General features: G+C 57.3%; 11 protein-coding genes and 3 pseudogenes. 4 read left to right on the forward strand and 10 right to left on the reverse strand.

What is annotated here, in order from left to right; translation table 11 throughout:
- Positions 1-8: 8 nt before the first annotated feature.
- The gene (locus ACVISU_RS17720; RefSeq protein ID WP_456707769.1) at positions 9-1,436 is read right to left on the reverse strand and encodes an IS1182 family transposase; all 1,428 of its coding nucleotides are present in this window, start codon (positions 1,434-1,436) and stop codon (positions 9-11) included.
- Positions 1,437-1,521: 85 nt separating this feature from the next.
- Between ACVISU_RS17720 and tnpA the strand changes: the two are divergent.
- A pseudogene (tnpA, locus tag ACVISU_RS17725) lies at positions 1,522-1,899 on the forward strand (IS66-like element accessory protein TnpA); the annotation flags it as partial.
- Between the two features lie 194 nt (positions 1,900-2,093).
- Here tnpA and ltrA read toward each other — a convergent pair.
- From ltrA to ACVISU_RS17745, 4 genes and pseudogenes are all read right to left on the reverse strand, one after another.
- Positions 2,094-3,257: a group II intron reverse transcriptase/maturase gene (ltrA, locus tag ACVISU_RS17730; protein WP_456707770.1), complete on the reverse strand. Its 1,164-nt coding sequence runs from the start codon at positions 3,255-3,257 to the stop codon at positions 2,094-2,096.
- A gap of 83 nt (positions 3,258-3,340) precedes the next feature.
- A pseudogene (locus tag ACVISU_RS17735) lies at positions 3,341-4,246 on the reverse strand (IS4 family transposase); the annotation flags it as partial.
- Positions 4,173-4,391, reverse strand: coding sequence for a transposase DNA-binding-containing protein (locus ACVISU_RS17740; protein WP_456707771.1), 219 nt, complete (start codon positions 4,389-4,391; stop codon positions 4,173-4,175). The pseudogene ACVISU_RS17735 and the gene ACVISU_RS17740, both read right to left, overlap by 74 nt.
- A 669-nt stretch (positions 4,392-5,060) precedes the next feature.
- Positions 5,061-5,780: a reverse transcriptase domain-containing protein gene (locus ACVISU_RS17745; RefSeq protein ID WP_456707772.1), complete on the reverse strand. Its 720-nt coding sequence runs from the start codon at positions 5,778-5,780 to the stop codon at positions 5,061-5,063.
- Positions 5,781-6,339: 559 nt separating this feature from the next.
- On the opposite strand from ACVISU_RS17745, the pseudogene ACVISU_RS17750 reads away from it, so the two are divergent.
- Positions 6,340-7,229: pseudogene (locus ACVISU_RS17750) on the forward strand (IS5 family transposase); the annotation flags it as partial.
- A gap of 286 nt (positions 7,230-7,515) precedes the next feature.
- Positions 7,516-8,079, forward strand: a complete 564-nt coding sequence (locus tag ACVISU_RS17755) for a DUF2326 domain-containing protein (protein ID WP_456707773.1) — start codon at positions 7,516-7,518, stop codon at positions 8,077-8,079.
- Positions 8,080-8,298: 219 nt separating this feature from the next.
- On the opposite strand, the gene ACVISU_RS17760 is transcribed toward ACVISU_RS17755, so the two are convergent.
- The 5 genes from ACVISU_RS17760 to ACVISU_RS17780 all read right to left on the reverse strand — a co-directional run bounded on the left by ACVISU_RS17760 (position 8,299) and on the right by ACVISU_RS17780 (position 14,948).
- Entirely contained in the window at positions 8,299-10,044 is a 1,746-nt protein-coding gene (locus ACVISU_RS17760) for an oleate hydratase (protein WP_456707774.1), read from the reverse strand.
- A 43-nt stretch (positions 10,045-10,087) separates the two neighbouring features.
- Positions 10,088-10,849 (reverse strand): glucose 1-dehydrogenase, encoded by a 762-nt coding sequence (locus tag ACVISU_RS17765; protein ID WP_456707775.1) that lies wholly within the window; start codon positions 10,847-10,849, stop codon positions 10,088-10,090.
- Between the two features lie 26 nt (positions 10,850-10,875).
- Positions 10,876-12,495: an oleate hydratase gene (locus ACVISU_RS17770; protein WP_456707776.1), complete on the reverse strand. Its 1,620-nt coding sequence runs from the start codon at positions 12,493-12,495 to the stop codon at positions 10,876-10,878.
- 985 nt (positions 12,496-13,480) lie between these two features.
- On the reverse strand, positions 13,481-14,251 hold the full coding sequence (locus ACVISU_RS17775; protein ID WP_456707777.1) for a hypothetical protein: 771 nt from the start codon (positions 14,249-14,251) through the stop codon (positions 13,481-13,483).
- A complete protein-coding gene (locus ACVISU_RS17780) occupies positions 14,214-14,948 on the reverse strand; it encodes a nodulate formation efficiency C protein (protein ID WP_456707778.1) in 735 nt (244 codons plus the stop codon). The genes ACVISU_RS17775 and ACVISU_RS17780 overlap by 38 nt, the downstream gene beginning before the upstream one ends.
- Before the next feature lie 2,085 nt (positions 14,949-17,033).
- Between ACVISU_RS17780 and ACVISU_RS17785 the strand changes: the two genes are divergently transcribed.
- Positions 17,034-17,294, forward strand: coding sequence for a hypothetical protein (locus ACVISU_RS17785; RefSeq protein WP_456707779.1), 261 nt, complete (start codon positions 17,034-17,036; stop codon positions 17,292-17,294).
- Positions 17,295-17,423 lie beyond the last annotated feature (129 nt).

Here is a 17,423-nt window from a genome sequence, read left to right on the forward strand (position 1 = left end):
CTCGAGCTTCACGCTTGCACGCCCGCCAGCAGAGCTTTGGTGCCAAGGATGTTGAGCGCTCTTCGGAGATTGTAGACGAGCGCCGTTAGGCTGAACTCGGTGCGCACGTTTTCGAGCCCGCGCATAAGGAATGCGCCCTGGTTCATCCACTGTTTGATCGTACCGAAAGGATGTTCAACGATCTCGCGGCGCTGGTTGAGGATTTCTGGCTTCTCCGACACACGCTCCGCCATGCGGTCGAGTACACCTTCATTATCAAGGCGCGATATGTGGCGAATGTTCTTTGTGCACCGCGAGCGCAGGGAGCACGCGCGGCATGCCTTTGGATTTCCGTATTCGATCTTCTTCAGTTCGCGCAGGCGGCTTTCACGTAACCGTTTCAGTGTCTTCCCAGCCGGGCAGATGTAGACGTCGTTCACCGTATCGTAGCGAAACTCGTCCTTGCGAAAGAATCCATTCTTCACCGCCGCGCCCCGCTGCGGCCGCGGGACGTAGGGCGTCAGAGCCGCCCGCTCGCACGCCTCGATGTCCTCGATCTTGTAATAGCCTTTGTCGGCAACGATGTTGATCTTTTCGACATCGAGCATCGCCCGCGCAGGTTCGGCGGTTCGTTGCAATAGGCCAATGTCCAGGACATCGTTCGATACCGCTTGTTCGACGATCATCTTGTTCTTTGCATCTACGGCGATCTGAATATTGTAACCGACTCCCACTTTGGTGTGCGCGGCCATGGCGCGGCTGTCAGGATCGGTCATCGACACTTGGTCATCACCGTTCCTTTCCAGGATCGTCAAATGAGACGCATATTCTTCGCGCTTTCTTTTGAGGGTCTCGATCTTCTCTGCGAGATTCTTAGTGCGTGATCCAGCCCTCGCGTGCTCGATCTCATCGCCAGCGTCGAGCCGCGCTAGATAATCATTGAGATTCTTGTCGGCCGCGGCGATGAACTTCTGCAGTGATGTCCTCGTAAAGTTCCTGTCCTTGTTGTTGACGGCCTTGATGCGCGTGCCATCTATCGCCAGCAACTCCCGTCCAAAGAGATCGAGGCGTCGGCATAGGAATGTGAATTCGCGGAAAACAGATTTAAACGCGGCACGATTGTCGCTCCTAAAATCAGCAATGGTTTTGAAGTCCGGCTTGAGAGTTCGTAGCAACCAAATAACCTCCATGTTCCGATGGCACTCGGCTTCCAACCGCCGGCTTGAGCGAACACGATTGAGGTAGCCGTAAATATAAAGCTTCAGTAGGTCACCGGGATCGTAACCGGGCCGCCCTGTGACCTTCGCATTTACCCGCGCAAAGCCGGAACTCTTGAGATCGAGCCTATCGACGAAGGCATCAATAAAGCGAACGGGATTCTCGACGTCGACGTAGTCGTCGATCGCCTCCGGCAAAAGCAGCAGCTGCGAGCGGTCGGAACCAGATATGTGTGCCATGCGCGAATCTAACGCGGCGGGCTCGACATTGGAATCCGCCTCGCACACTTTTCACACGGTCTGCTAGCTTTAAGGTCATCAGGCGATGCGGGTCGAGGTTTTGGTCGGGTTGGAGCGGCGGCGGCGCTGGTCGCAGGACGACAAGGCACGGATTGTCGAGGAGACATTGGCACCGGGCGCGAAGGTGACTGAAGTTGCGCGTCGCAACGGAGTAGCGGCCAGCCTGGTGTTTACCTGGCGTCGACAAGCACGGACATCGGAACAAGTTGTACCATCTTTTACGCCGGTGCAGATCTCCGCCGTAGCGGCATCGGCTGAGGAAACTCCGAAGCTTTTGCCTACGGTTGATGGCCGAGTTCGCTCCGTGGCAGCCGCGCGTACTGGATTGATAGAGATCGATCTCGGCAACCGACGGTGCATCCGGGTGGATGCGCATGTCGATCCGGAGGCGTTGGCGCGGGTCCTCGATGTGCTTGGACGCCGGTTTTCTCCGGGTGGAGCTCCAGACCACATTCCGCAAGACGTTTTCGGATCGCCTCCATCACGGTTCGAGCCTCGCTTTCAGTTCTGCAATGGACTATCAGTCGAGTCGCCCGGGGGAGTTTCACCCCCAGGCGCTCACAGATCCGGACGTGAACGTCTCCGCTCATCCGGCTCTTACCGTCCAGCCGCCGTCTTGTGCAGCATCGGCCAATGGGCCAACAGCGTGGGGGTGCGGCACGCAATGTCCCGTACCCAGTGCTCTGCCCGTCTTCGATGTCGCCGCAGACGTTTGTATTTCGACATCGCCCATCGCGCGAGATTTCGGTCGAGATGGCGTAGTGTCGGGTAAAGCGCCGACTTGTAGTACCGACCATAGTAGTTCATCCAGCCTCGAATGATCGGGTTGAACATCCTCGCCAGGTCGTCGATCCTCTTATCCACCCGGCAGCGTAGTTGCCAGGCACGGATTTCCTGTCGGATTGCCTTCGTCGCGGCATTGCTGACACCGGGGCTGAAGTTGACGAAGTGCTTTCCCCAGCGGTTCTTCGACCGACGGGCACGGAACGTGTAGCCCAAAAAGTCGAATTTCTGTTCAGGATAATCACCTCGCCGGTCGTCATCCTTACAATAGACTATCTTCGTCTTGTCCGGATGAAGCTCCAGTCCGCATTCGGCAAATCGCTTCGCAAGCGCCTCCTTCAGTTCTTGTGCCTGCCGCTCACTGTCGCAATGGCAGAGAATATCATCGGCATAACGCTCGAACGGGATGCTCGGATGATTTCTTCGCATCCACATGTCGAACGCATAGTGGAGAAAGAGATTCGCCATCAGCGGTGATACCACCGAGCCCTGCGGCGTGCCCTTCTCTCGGGGTTCAGGGGTGCCGTCTTCCAGTTGAACGGGAGCTTTAAGCCACCGTTCAATGTACAACAACACCCAAGCGCAGTCCGTGTGCTTCCGAATCGCCTTGAGCAAAAGCTCATGCGATATCGAGTCAAAATAGGCCCGAATGTCGAGATCGAGCACGAAGGGATGCCGCAAGCATCGCTGGCGAGCAACCCCAACGGCATCGAGCGCCGATTTTCCGGGTCGATATCCGAACGAGTCTGGATGAAAGTGTTTCTCCAAATCCGGCTCCAGATATCCTTTGACGACCGCCTGAGCAACGCGATCCGACACCGTAGGAATTCCTAGCGGCCTCTTCCCGCCGTCGCACTTGTCGATCGGCACACGCTTGACCGGCGGTGGAAAGTAGCTACCCGAAGACATTCGATTCCAGAGCTTGTACAGATTGCTCTGCAAGTCTGCCTCGAACACCTCGATCGACTGCTTGTCCACACCGGCTGCGCCCCGATTTGCTTTAACCCGTTTGCCCTACAGCCGGATTTGAGTATCTTGTGGAAGACCTCGATCTTCCATCGCAGGGAATACCATTCGAGTTTCTCGATCGCGTCCCCGCGCGATTGCACCGGAAGATCGGTCATGAGTTTCCATTCAATCTTCTTTCTGTTCTTTGGCGCTCCTCTTTCATCAGCGTGGATCACTGTCAAAGTCAAAGCTGGATACCGCGACTGCTTGCCTATCGGTGGTAGAATACGGATTTTACGATACCGGATTTCAAGAACAGCCTGGTCTGGATTGCCCTTGCTATCCTGGACTTCGATCCGGTGGAGACCTTTGACCACGACCTCGTCCATTATCGTTGCAACGGTATGATCGCCATCGCCTGCCAGGCGATTGACACAGGTCCTTACCAAGAAATGCGTTCCAACCTCTTGGGCGGCGCAAAACAACTCATAAATATCGGCCTCACGATCACCGATATGGATGCACTGCGATGGCCTCTCGAAAAGCTCCGTGGATTGCTTGAGGTTCTCCAGCCACCGAATGCTCTCCTTGGTTTCAATGGGGATCCGTGTCAGGTTGACCTCGCGCCTGAGCGCAGCGACCCCTCTGAATTTCTTTCTGGTCCAGAACTTCACAGCGCTGAGCCCCAGTGGAAGCCCATCGAGGGTCACCGCAAGGCTCGAATGCATCAATATTCCGCATGTCGTGTACGTTTGGGGTTTTCCGTCCAATCTTCGAGAGTTGCTTTTGGGGATGCGATTAATCATCCCGACTAGATCCGGGCGCTCCCTTTGATAGGTGAATTCGGTCGTATCGTGCAGGACAAGAACAGGTCCTTTTGCAGCCGCGATACGTTCCCGCGTCGATTTAAAATGACCAGATAGGATGTCGGCCTCGCTTACTCGTTCATTGGAGAAGAAACGATAGGCCGCCTTGGTATTCGCCCAGTCTTGGCAAACCGCTCTGTCCGATGTCTCCACCAATCTGCTTCAGCAGCATGCGAAATCTCTCGCCAAGTCGAGCGTCCTGGAATTCGCACAGCGCAGCTTCACGGTCAAACCAGGTCACCGCGTCAGACGCCAACGGATGCGCCTTCTCATCCCGGGCGCGTGAAGTCAGTCCCATAGAGCACCTCTTCTCGAATCAGGTGCTCATCAAAGAATCACAAGTGATTCCGGCGACTCAAGTTTTCGGTTGGGCCGGGCCTCAAAAAATGTGGGTAATCGTAAGCCCAAACCCAGCGCTTGGGGATGTCATACGGCTATGCTTGACCCAAAAGAGTCCTCCCGTTTCCGGTTGTTCTTCCAATCAAGCGGGACAGTGCCGTGCCTTCGCTCCGTCACCATTACAGTGCCTTCGTCACTACTACACACGGCTCCGTCCCTGCATCGCGCATTGGTACTCAGACTCTTGTGGGGCTTCCACTTGAACCATTCCCTTGGCATCGCGATACAGGTTCCCACGTTCCGCACAGAAGCCTGAACCGAGGTCACGCCACCTCGCCTGCCGGACGCCGCCTGAGCCGTAAACAGGTATCGCTCAGACTGATCCCAAGATAACGACTACCCCTTGGTTTTGACGTCTTCCCTACGCTTTCGACAGTTCATCGGTGGTTCGCTTGCGCTCGTCTCCTCGATCCTTACCTGACAGAGTCTTGCTCTGCCTTTTCCGGTCTCGCTCACCACCTCGACCATTGGGCCGAAGCAGCAGCCGGTGGTTTGAACCCTGATCCTGCAACCCGAGTTCGAGGGGCCAACCCCCATCTTCTGTGCAGCAAGGCTGCTCAAAGGTGCTCTACATCACACCTCCTTCGCGCCGTCGTGGCGCACCATCGTCAGCGTATCTTTCGAAACACAAACAAGGGAAGGTCCGCTGCATCCAGCGATCGAATGCATAGTGCAGAACCAAATTTGCGAGCAGCGGTGAAACCACTGAACCCAGCGGGGTTCCGCGTGTTCTCTCCACTAGGATTCCGTCTTCTTTCTCCACGGGAGCTTGCAGCCACCGCTTTACGTAGAGACGAATCCATCTCAGTTCCGTGTGGTGGGCGACGGCCTTTTCGATCAGGTGCCAAGGAATCGAGTCGAAGAACGACTTGATATCAAGGTCGATAACCCAGTCGAATTTCCAGCAACGCTTTCGCGCTGTCCCCACTGCGTCAAGCGCCGAACAGCCGGGCCGATAGCCGTAGGAGTCGGGATGGAATATTCGTTCCATCGTCGGCTCCATAACCATCTTTGCAACCGTCTGAGCCACGCGGTCAGCTATAGAGGGTATTCCTAACGGACGCTTCCCTCCATTAGCCTTGGGAATTTCCACGAGACGGACGGGAGGCGGAAAGTATGTCCCCGACGACATTCGATTCCAGATCTTGTAGAGGTTTCTCTTCAAGTCCTTTTCGAATTCCTCGATGGAGACCCCATCCACACCCGCTGACCCGCGGTTCGCTTTCACCTGTTTCCAAGCTTCCCAAACGAGATGTTTGGGGATCTGATACGACTTTGCCTCAGTCATCGGCTCCTCCCGTTTCCGGTTGGCCTGTGACTTTGGCTGGAAGATCGGGTCCCTTCGCTCCGCCCGTATTACCGGGCCTCATCACTATTACGAACCCGTCCGCCCCTGCGTCGCGCATTTGTACTCTGCCCTCGGCGGGTCCGCCGCCTTTGGGGTCTCCCTTGGCATCGCGACGCAGGTTCCCATGTTCCGCGCAAGAGCCTGCCATCGGGATCACGCCGCCTCTACACCGGTTGCCGCCCGGCCAATAGACAGGCTCTCGCCGCGCTTGATCCCAGGAGGTGGTATCGCCCCCGGTTTCGACAACACCTGAACTGTACTTTCGATGCATCATCGGCGGTTTACTTGCGTTCGTCTTCCCGTGGCTCACCTGACAGGCTGATTGCCCGCCTTTTCCAGCGCTCACCACCTCAGCCAGTGAGCTAAAGCAGCTTGTGGCGGTTTGGACTCTGATCCTGCAATCCGATTCCGAGGGGCATGCCCTCATCTCTTGCGCAGCAAGTGCTCGGAAGATGGTCTACATACTCAACCTCCTTCTTCGCGCCGTCATGGCGCACATACCACGGTGCAGCCAAAGGCCGTTGCGCATCCGACCGACGCACGGCTGATGCATCGGTCCATCACCAAGCTCGTCGGGCTCGCCAAACGCAACCGTGTGCGGCTGCGCCAGAGCTATCTGCGCCTGGCGAAGCGCGCCGCCATCATGGTCGGCCGCTATACCCACGCTCACCAGTTCAAGCGCGCCCGGCGCCAACTCAAGTTCCTGCGGACGCGGCTTGGCCGGATTATCCGCGACATCCGCCGCAAGATTGATGGCGATGTGGTGCTGGAAGCTCGCTTCGGCCCGTTGCTCGGCTTAGCGCAGCAGGTGCGCAGCCAGGATCAGCACCAGCGCGGTCCAAAGGTTTATGCGTTGCACGCCCCGGAGGTCGAGTGCATCGGCAAGGGAAAAGCCCGCGCGTCTTACGAGTTCGGCTGCAAGGACAGTATCGCCCCCCCCCTGACGTCTCCGAAGGGCGGCCAGTTCGTGCTTCACGCCAAGGCCCTGCACGGCAATCCCTTCGATGGGCACACGCTCGGCCCGTGATCGCCGACATGGAGAAGCTCACCGGCGTGGAGGCTCGCCGTATCCACGTCGACAAAGGGTATCGCGGCCACAATCACCCGCATCGGTTCAGAGTCTGGATCTCGGGTCAGGTCCGCCGCGTCACAGCTTCCATCCGCCGCGAGATGAGGCGTCGCGCGGCTGTCGAGCCCGTCATCGGCCACGTCAAGGCCGAGCACCGCATGGACCGCAACTATCTCAAAGGCCGCGTTGGCGACCGCATCAATGCCGTCCTCGCCGCGGCCGGCCACAACTGCGGCCTGCTCCTGCGATGGCTCGCAGAACTCTTGCGTGTCATCATCCGGGCGCTCGCCGAAACTGTCCCGGCTCAAAACATCGCCTAAATCATCGGTCGTCCACGTTCTTCACGGAGGACTCCTAATGCCGAGGCCATCAACTTGATGGATGGATGGCTCGACCTGGAGATTCTCAAGCCTTACGACTATCGCATGGCCATCACTTACTTTTTGTGGGCCCAGGGCGACTTACAGCTCCAGAAATTCGAGATGGGCAAAGACCCCTATTGGAGGCCATTTGTGGCTAATCTCTTTGGATTTAACGAGTCCTCAGTTCAACGCAAGTACGAGCTCGACGATTCGATAACCTGGAGGAGCAGCGCAAGAAGTTGACGTGGTGGTCGCCACCGCACGGGAGGTCCGTGAGAGTGACGCGAACGTGGTCAAGTTGTCGATGAAATCAAGGCCATGGTCGCGAAACCAACAAGCATCTATGAGAACTTCCGGCGTGTTTTTAACGGCTATTACGCGTCTTAAATCACGAAGGCATTTTCTATTTCTACGTCAACAAAGCGGCAACTTTGATTACACCATCGGCCTGGGCCTGCCCGGCCAAACCGGCAACACTTCCAGTCAGAAAGGGACGAGCTACAAAAAGCTGGTCTGCGCCCTCTTCGATTTGGCTCTGCTGAAGGTGTATGAGGACGTCGGTTTCTTTCACTTTGTGTACCACGATGGCATCTTCGAGGCTTTGGACGACCGAAAGAAGCTAGCGCTGTTGGAGGTCGTGCGTGAGCAGACTGTGACGAAGAAAACGCAATACATAATGACACTGATAGCTTCAGATCTCCTGCGCATCGAGGAGAAGTCTCCCCCCACCTTCTCACCGGACGAAATCATACTCCGCCTTCACGACGACGGAGCCGATGGCCTCCTCCTCAAGATGGCGGAGTTCTAGCTTCGGAAGAGGTTCCGCCGCAGCGGGAGTGCCAGCATGAGCGGCTACCAGCGAGCACGTGCAAACAGTGAAGGAACTGTCTCGCGCAGCCTTGCGAATGGACGATTTCGCCCGAGATCGGCTCCTTGCAACTCACACGCCTAACACGTACAGTTAACAATGCAGCCTTCCGGTTGCACAGGATAGGAGCAAAGCGCCTCGCTCAGAGAACGATGATATTTATCGAGCCGCTGTGCCGGCTTTCGTGGTGTCGAAATGGTTCAGCATTAGCTCACCCAAAACCGCCGGGTTGAGGATTGGGACTTCCTTGCCGTCGCGCAGCCTGCCGATTGCCATAAGTAGCTTGCGTATGTCATAGGTCGAATTGAAGACCTCCGGCACACCACGTTCAACGTTCAGGAGCGTGTAGACGGCCTCCATCGCCGTGCGGACCGAATATTCGGTCGTGAAGATGCAATCGCGCTCCGCCGACTCGGCAAATTGGCCGATAAAAGCAAAGTTAGCAGCCCCTGTGGGCACAACGTTTGGCCGGTCCCCCGCCTGCCGCGGCATGAAGAAAGAGGTGACATACGGCATCATCACCGGCACTGTCCTGGCGGCCGTTGCGGCGAGTTCTGGTATGTCCTCGACCGGCGCGCCGAGGTGATACAGCCATTCCTGGGTGATTTCCTCGCCTGTGCAATCTTGCATCGGTTTGTTGACGTAGTCTCCGGGTTCGTCGACAAAAAGTGAGTAGACCCAAACGACGATCTGATCGCTGGGCTGGTGCTTGAAATGCGGCTGGCGGTTTACGGTCCAACTGAGGAGCCAGCTCGAATCCTTCGCCGTAACGATGCCTCCTGTGACGACCTTGCCGCTGAACGGATCGCGTTTGGCGATCTTGCGGATATATCCCGGAATGCGCGCGTCCAGAGTCGTGACAGTCGCCGATTCCCATTTGGTAGCGGGGATATTACCTCCGAAGACGTCCGGGCGGCCGAAGGCCGCGTCCTTGGCCGCTATGCGGCGCCACAGATCCCATGCAGGCGCCGGGCCTTCATCGAGTTTGGAGGGCGTGTGATGGTCTCCCTTGTCCGAGTTCTCGGTGAGCGATCCGATCGTCATGAATACAAGATCATCGGCGCCAAGGGAGACGCGGCCCGCGACACCTTCCTCCAACAAGTAAATGGTGGTGGCCTGCTTGCGTCCGGCCTTTAGGTCGAAATCGACATCAGTAACGTCGACGTCGTAGCGGAAGTTGACGCCTTCCTCGAGCAGCCATTTGCACAGCGGTAGAACCAGGGATTCATACTGATTGTACTTAGTAAACTTTAGCGCGCTGAAATCCGGCAGACCGCCGATATGGTGGACGAACCGATGCAGATAGAGCTTCATCTCAAGTGCGGAATGCCATTCCTCGAAAGCGAACATTGTGCGCCAATAGAGCCAGAAATTGCTGATAAAGAAATCCGTTCCGAATACTTCGTCGATCCGCTTATTTTGCATCTCCTCGCGGGAGGCCAGAAAGATAGAAATCATTTCCTTCTGCGCGGCTTCGTTCAACGTGAAGAGGCCATCGGTATGGGCATCCTGTCCCTGGTTCACCGTCACCCGCTGCAGTGAGTAGTTCGGATCATCCTTGTTCAACCGGTAGAATTCGTCGAGTACGCTGGCCCCCTCGATTTCGAGCGACGGGATCGATCGGTACAAATCCCATAGACACTCGAAATGATCTTCCATTTCACGGCCACCCCGGATCACGAAACCTCGCTTCAGATCGTGGCTACCGTCGAGCGCTCCGCCGGGTATCTTCAGCCGCTCCAGTATAGTGATCCGATCGCCACGCATATGGCCATCACGGATCAGAAATGCTGCGCCTGAAAGCGCGGCCAGACCCGAACCAACAAACCACGCCGTCTTGTTATCCACACCTTTGGGTTTGCGAGGGCGCGCGAATGCTTCGTAATTGCCGCTACAGTAATACATGGCGACATTCCATCCCACTGGATTAATCGACTAACGAGATGGTTCAGCAAAAGATGTTCTCGGGCGCCAGGCATTTACGCGGGACGCCGATCGTCAGACCGCCGTCGACGACGATCTCGGAACCGGTAACGTAACTCGACTCGTCGCTGAGCAGAAACAGGACAGCCTGCGACACCTCTTGCGGCTCGGCTGGTCGGCCAAGCGGTATGGGGAAAAGCGAGGAATCGAAGCTCTCGGTCATTGGGCTGGCGATAAGGCCGGGATGGATCGAGTTGACGCGTACGCATGAGGCTACGGCCTCCAACGCAGCGGACTTGGTTATGCCTCGCACGCCGAACTTGGAAGCAACGTAGGCATGAAGCCCGGCACTGCCCCGCAACCCCTCAACCGACGAGATGTTAACGATTGAACCTCCGCCCGCACGCCTGATGGCTGGCAGAGCCGCCTGCATTCCCAGAAATACACCGGTGAGATTGACAGCCAGGGTCTCATTCCACCGATCGAGCGAGAACTGCTCGAGGGGCGCAATGTTGGCGATCCCCGCATTGTTGACTAGGCCATGCAGCAGGCCGAAGCTAAGCTCCGCGCTTGCAATTGCCTTGGCCCAGTCCTCTGGCCGGGTAACGTCTTGATGGACGTAGACGGCCGAACTGCCGAGTTCAGCGGCGAGAGCCTCTCCCTCGGTATGAAGAATATCAGTGATTACAACCTTGGCTCCCTCAGCCACCAGCAGGCGGGCATGAGCCGCCCCCATACCGCGAGCCGCGCCCGTTACAATGATGACTTTGTTATTCACACGTCCCATGACGGATCCTTGGTTGGTGCTGCGGATCAATGGCGATGCAAGGTCTTCCAGGCGTCGAAGAGGACGCGGGAATCGTGCTGGCCCTTGTAGAAGGGCGAAACCGGACGTTGAATATCGAGCAAGCCGAACACCGCGGTCTGTGCCGCGCGCACTGAGTATTCGACCGTAAAAACAACGTCGTCGGGAATCTCGCAGAATTGACCGATAAAGGCCAGGTTGCTCGATCCGTTCGGGATGACCTTCGGTCGGTCGGTCTTCGCGCGCGGCATGAACTGCGCGGTGATGTAAGGCATCATTGCCATAACCACACGCGACGTTTTTAGAACGTGCGGGATGATCTCGTTGAATCGCAGGTGCGAAAGCAGTTCGACGAGGATTTCACGCCCCGTGCACTCCGACATCGGCTTATGCACGAAATTACCCGGGTTGTCGGGGAAGAGCCCGTAGCCCCACCACACCCAGACATTCTTCGGCTGTTCGTAATAGTGCGGTTGACGATTAAGGACGATAGTCAAGAGCCAATTGGAGTCCTTGATCGTCACCAGTCCACCCTTGCCCGCCTTACTGCCGGAGAAGGCCTCAAGCCAGTCGAAGAAGCACGCGTCGTCCGCCGTGACAGTGAACGACTCCCATTTGGAGCGATCGATTTTGGAGACGAAAACCGTAGGGTTACCGAAGTCTCGGCTTTTGCCGGCCAGTAGCTCCCACAGCTTCCACGAACCTCCGCTTCGCTCCGTCTTCAGCACTGGAACCGTGTCCATCGAACCGTAGCTGGTATCGGATGTCATTGAACGGTTGGTCACAAACACCAGATCGCGTTCAGCCAGATCGATAGCGCGATCCTTGCCGCCCTGCCGATAGTGCAACCGCGTCGCAATCTTCTGCGGGCCTTCGATCACAACCTCAATATCGATCACTTCCGCCGCCATCTCGAACTGTACGCCGCCGGCCTTCAACCGTGCGACGATCGGGCGCACTATGGCGTCAAACTGATTGAACGGCGTCCGGTAGATCCCCGCCATGGTGTCGATTGTCGAGAACAAATGCAGGAACCGCAGACAGTAGCGCTTGAACTCGGTCGCGCTATGCCAAGGCTTAAACGCGAAGGCCGTGGACCAAATGAACCAGAAGTTGCTCTGGAAGAAATGATATCCGAACCAGTCCTGGATCGTCCGGGAGTTAAGCAACGACTCTGGTGCCCCGCAAAGCGAGATCAAGTCTAGTCGATCTCTCTCGCTGAACCCTAGATCGGAAACATCGACGATCTGACCGCCAGATACCAAGCGCGCCTTGTCGTTCCAGAAGAACTCCTGATGGAATTCCTTCAGTTCTTCCATTACCGATCTGGACGGATCAGCAATCGACGGAATGAGCGATAGCAAATCGTAGGTGCAATTGAACTTCTCCTCGAACATGCGTCCGCCGCGCATGACATATCCGTTCTTTGGGTTACCATGTGCGTCAAGGCTTCCGCCGAATTGTTCTAGCTGCTCGAACAAGACGATATGCTGACCTAATAGCCCACCGTCCTTGAGGAGGTAGACCGCAGTTGCCAAAGAGGCAATTCCCGTTCCGACCAAATAGGCTCGGCGAGGAGCTGCCTCCGTCACTGGATCACGGCGGGCGACCGGGAAAGAAGAGCACATCAAGTTCTCCGGCACATAGCAGTTAGAGCATTCAGTAACCAGCCTGTGCAATCCGCGCGCCGATAGCGGCGCGTGCAAACAGTGATTGCAAAGCACGGCTCCTCAAGGTGTCCACCGCTACCGTTATCCGAATCTGGTAGATTTTAGCCGCAGTGCCGCCCGGAGCGCTGTAAATTAAGGACGATTTTCGAGCAGCGTCACGTCAGGTTTCCGACCACCGCCGTCATTGGCCAGACAAGACAGAAGGCAACCGCACAGGACGCTTGGTATAGGTTAGAGCAACCGGTTCCGGTAGCCGCACGTCACCGACTTTGATGACGACGCCCGTTGAAGTTCTCTGACCAGCACCCGATGAGGCTCGATATGAGACGCCCGCGCAATCCGACTACGGTGCGCCCCGTCTCATCACACAAATTGTGTCGCACTTGCGTCACCTCTGGCCGAGCAGTTGCGTCAAGGGATTACGCCGTCAACCGCCATTCCTATACTGGCATCAACCGCTTGCCGGCACGTCCGGCAGATTACGTTTTCTATCTCCAAACGGCCTGCTTCGCGGCAAGATCAACGGGAGTATTCCATGACACGCAAAGGTAAACCGAAGAACCCCAGTCGCGAAGCCTTCATCGTGACGGGCGAAGGCGAAACTGCATTTTGGACAAAGGCCGGCGGTGTCTGGCCTCACGACGACGGGAAGGGGCTTTAACGTCAAGCCGATAGCACTACCCGTGGGTGGCCGGCTCGGCTCGTCATTCCGTGAACGCAAGGATGTAAGTGCGTGATCGTCTTCCCTGGTCCGAATAGCTCTGCGCGATCGTAACCGGGGCAGCGAAGAGGCACGATGGCGCGTCAAACGAGGCCATCCGGTGTGGAGCAATTTCCATGACCTCGCCCACGAGCTGACCGTAGTCTTGCGCGACAAGGTTCTTCAAATATTGACCGCTCTTGGGCCGATGTCGCTACCGCATTTCCGAACCCTCGACGCAGGCTAAAGCCTATGATTCGGCTTCGCATGCGAGGCGCCCCAAACCCTGAGAGCCTGGGCAGTGAGCTTGGCGCTCGCCAGCTTTCTCCAGGACCGCCCCACTTCGATCCAATTGCTTTTCCGCGCGGGTAAGGTGGCCAATGTTTGTCGTGCAATCGGTGCGAGATGCGCGGCTTCGGAATCCGGATCGCGCTTCGCATCTTCTAGGATTTTGAAAGCTGCCTGCTCGGATCGTGCCCACCCTGCCTCTGTGAACCTGCTCTCGCCAAAATACTCGAGGCATGTGCGGAACGTCAAAGCACGGCCGATAACCGTATGGTTGGGGAGTGCGGGTTCGTTCAGCCACTTCCGAAAATAGTCACACCACTCTTCACTGCTGAAGTCGAGGAGACCGCTTCCTTCAAAGATCAAAAGTGCCGCCATGCCGGCGATCTCGTATCGCACGTGTTCATCCTGCTTCTCGAACCAGTCGCGGATTGTCTGCAAGGGCGTCATGGGCCGCGTCACGACTGATGTCACCGTCGAGTCGGTGCGATTGAACGAAACAACGTTTTGAAGCGGAGGCATGCGCGGCCAAGGCTTCCCTTTCGCGTCCCATAACACCCACCGCTCTGCGATCGCTTTTGCCTCTTCGGGCGATCTCGTTCGCCAAAGCTCCTTAAGCGCCTTGTCGACGTAGTACGAAACATCCGCCTGCACGCCACACGTACGCGCGATTGCCGCGAGGCGCCCAGCGTCAAGGAGCCGCGCCGCGAAATTGTTCTCTGCGTTCATTTTCCGAGGCCTTTCGCGCCCTTTCCAGCGCGTCCCGTTCATTCCGCTCTATGTGATCGAACCATGAGCCCGGGGGGAATGTCGCTATGCGCCGGGCAAAGAACGACTGCGGTTCCCAAGCTTGTCCCTCGCGCTTCTCGAAGAAGATGACACCTTTTCGGGTGAAGTAATCGGGCCCCGGAATATTGCAGTTCACCAAAAGGAGAACGCGCCACAGATCGCCTTTGGCAATCCGCGTCTCATCCACCTTCGGTAAATAATCCACACCAACAGGTTCTACGATGGTGCAACGGCCATGCCTGAGCAGATCGCCTAGCTTGCCTTGGGGGGTGGTCACGAAGTTGAAGTTGGCCGGATCATGCAGAAAGCGAAGGTTCACGTCCTTTATGCCGTCCGTGACTTCAGCGGCAATCAGCGAGAGAGCGAACGCGCGCCAGCCCAGTTCCAGCGGCTTCGCGTATGTCGAGGCGATCTCTGGCGTTCTCTCAGAAGAGAACCTCCAAGTTATGACGTACACTTCGTGTGATCGATTGTCGCGGTGCCTGGTCCACGAAAAGAAAACATATTCGCTTCGGTCGGCTCCTCGAGCGACGCCCCAGCTTCGAGGGACCAAGTGCGCTACTTTCGAGACCTTGGAGAGGATTTGTTCGACGGTCTCGCCGTTTTGCGCCCGCCAGGTTGATTTGACGTTATGCACGAGAGGGATCTCGTTGGCGCGAGCACTGCTGTTTGTGACGGCTAGGTCAGCGCAGCAGATCAGCAGAAGGGCGAGACAGAACGAGCGCGCGCGTTTTCTAGCCATTTCTCACCTGCTGCCCGGATCTACCTGTTCTTTCTGGGCGGGCTCAATCCTAAAGGGACCGCAACTTCGCTGTCCTCAGCACTGAAAGTTAGCGGCGACGCGACGACGCGCTCGTCGGTATCGGCCGAGCAGATGCCGCCCTGTCCTCATGTCACGCGCCGCTAACCTCAGTGGCCAGGCACGGCCTCAAGTTGCGATGGTAGCCATGCCCGAGGGAGGGCCCGCAGGCACGCCCAAGGATCTGCATTCTTCGTGCCAGCCGATAGTCGGCGGTTCGTTGTGTTTTTGTGTTAGCTTTAGCGACTTTCCGACATGGTCAGGTCCCGATCCCTGCACTCAGGCCTGTCCACAGCCGCGTCTTATCGACGTTGCCATCTGGGTAACTATCGGACGCGAACCCTCGCTGCCAGCCCTCACATGATGAAAAGCGCGCTTCGGTTACCGTCCGCGGCGTTGTTTGAGTTGGCGCCGTGGCGGCAAAGTCGACGCCAAATTCCGGCCGAGCCTTTTGGGTAGATGCGATTAAGGCTTCCAACGCGGCCGCCTGGCGCTTTAACGCAGCCACGCTGCGCTCCTGGAGCTTGAGTGCGACATCGGTCAGCTGGACGTGGCGGCTCTACGGCGGTAACGATACGGAGCCTCTCTTGGACGCAGGTCGGTATGGAGTAGATCTTCAGCCTCAAACAAGCGGATGACACGTTCCCGCGTTCGAACCTCTGCACGCGCATTCGCGAGTTGCCAGACTTTACGATCTCGACGGGGACCCATCATAGGAAGCGCCGGTTCAGTGGCCGTCGTCTTCGTTCGATGATTTCGTTAGCTAGTGGTGCGCCAGCAAATGGATCGCTGACCCGTGCGACCGATACCTACGCAAGCTGGTAGGTGTGGGCCTTGTATTTCCGTGTCAGGTTGCGGAGCATAGATCGTTGGTTTGTGTTGGAATGCACGCTCCGTTTTAGTGCTGGAGCTGTGTAGTGCGCGGCGACCTCCCGTACATAGCTTGCGTCATTTTGCTGGGACTGGCTTCGCTGGCCGTCCTTGCGGCCGCAACATTCATGCAATGAGGTGACCGAGGCGATCCTTTCCGGAGCGCAGCAATATGGATGGTTGGTTAGTAACAGTCGCCATCAAGGAAGACGACGAAGACGACGAGTACAGACACATAACTTACGCGGTCGCAGTCGCAGACCAAAGGAAAGCCGTGAAGCTAGCCTTGAAAGATAGCGGCGCAAAGGCCGTAATGGTCAACTGCCCGCTCGAAAATGGGATGTTGCAAACTTTGGGCCTAGAGCCCGGAGAGCTCATCGTTGTGCATGATGACGAGATTGATCCGATCCATGGGCGGCCTCGGCGCGACTAGGGGCACGTTCGATCTCGTTCAACCGCGTCGGATTGACGACACGCATGTCCGGAAGCTCCCACGAGCAGTAAGCTGGCGTGCTGTGATAGCGCGCAATTTGCTTCCCTTCTCTTTCTGATCTTCTGGCACGCGGGTTGCTGAGCCATGCATGGCTTGGCTCTCTGACTGACTGACCTCGTGAGGGCCAAGCCGCGCATCGCAACTCGCACGGTCGGCGGCCCCGCCGTCCGTGCGCTTTTCTGACGGCGCGATGATAAGCCGAGCGCGTGGCATCATGATCGTCTGGCACGCGAATTGCGAGGAGACGTACGGGCTTGGCTGCTCATGCATTCGCGCTGCACCTTGCGAGCCGTCAAGCCTGCGCGGGTGGACCTCCCTCCACCCGCGCTTCCTTCTCCGTCGCCCTTGAGGCCGCATTAACAGCGGCACGCCGTGGAGATCATGGCATGACCCGAGACGAGGCTTTGAAGAACGCTATAGCAGCGCTCAGAGGGTGGTCGGAGGGAAAGATCGGAACCGGCGCCGTACTCGCCGCGATTGCGGAGCTTATGGCGACTGGTCCGCCACCTAGAAAACAGAAGCTCTCTTCATAGGCTAGAACTGAGATGGCAGCTGGGTGGATGGTTTCGGTCGGCGTCGTCAAAGACGGCAAGCTTCGATATGTGACTTATGTCGTCGCTATGGCTGATCTGGAGGAAGCCGTGAAGGCGTCATTGGCTGCCAGCGCCGGTGATGCAACGATCGTGAATTCGGAACTCCGCGAAGCTGATTTGAAGGGCCTCGGGCTGAAGGCCGGCGAGCTTGTGGCCGTATACGATGATCGAAATGATCCGCTGATGTCGCGGACGTGGCGTCCTGTCCGACCGCGCGACACAAATTAGCGGGCGACCGCCGGGATCAATGTTACTTGCTCGGGAAATGTGGTCGCCCATTGCAGAAGGCCCCACAATGTCAGACGTTTCACGTAAGGTCCGCCATACGGTTCGGCAGTGTGTCCCACGAGCTCAAGG

The sequence above is a fragment of the Bradyrhizobium sp. USDA 4452 genome (genome assembly GCF_054063575.1).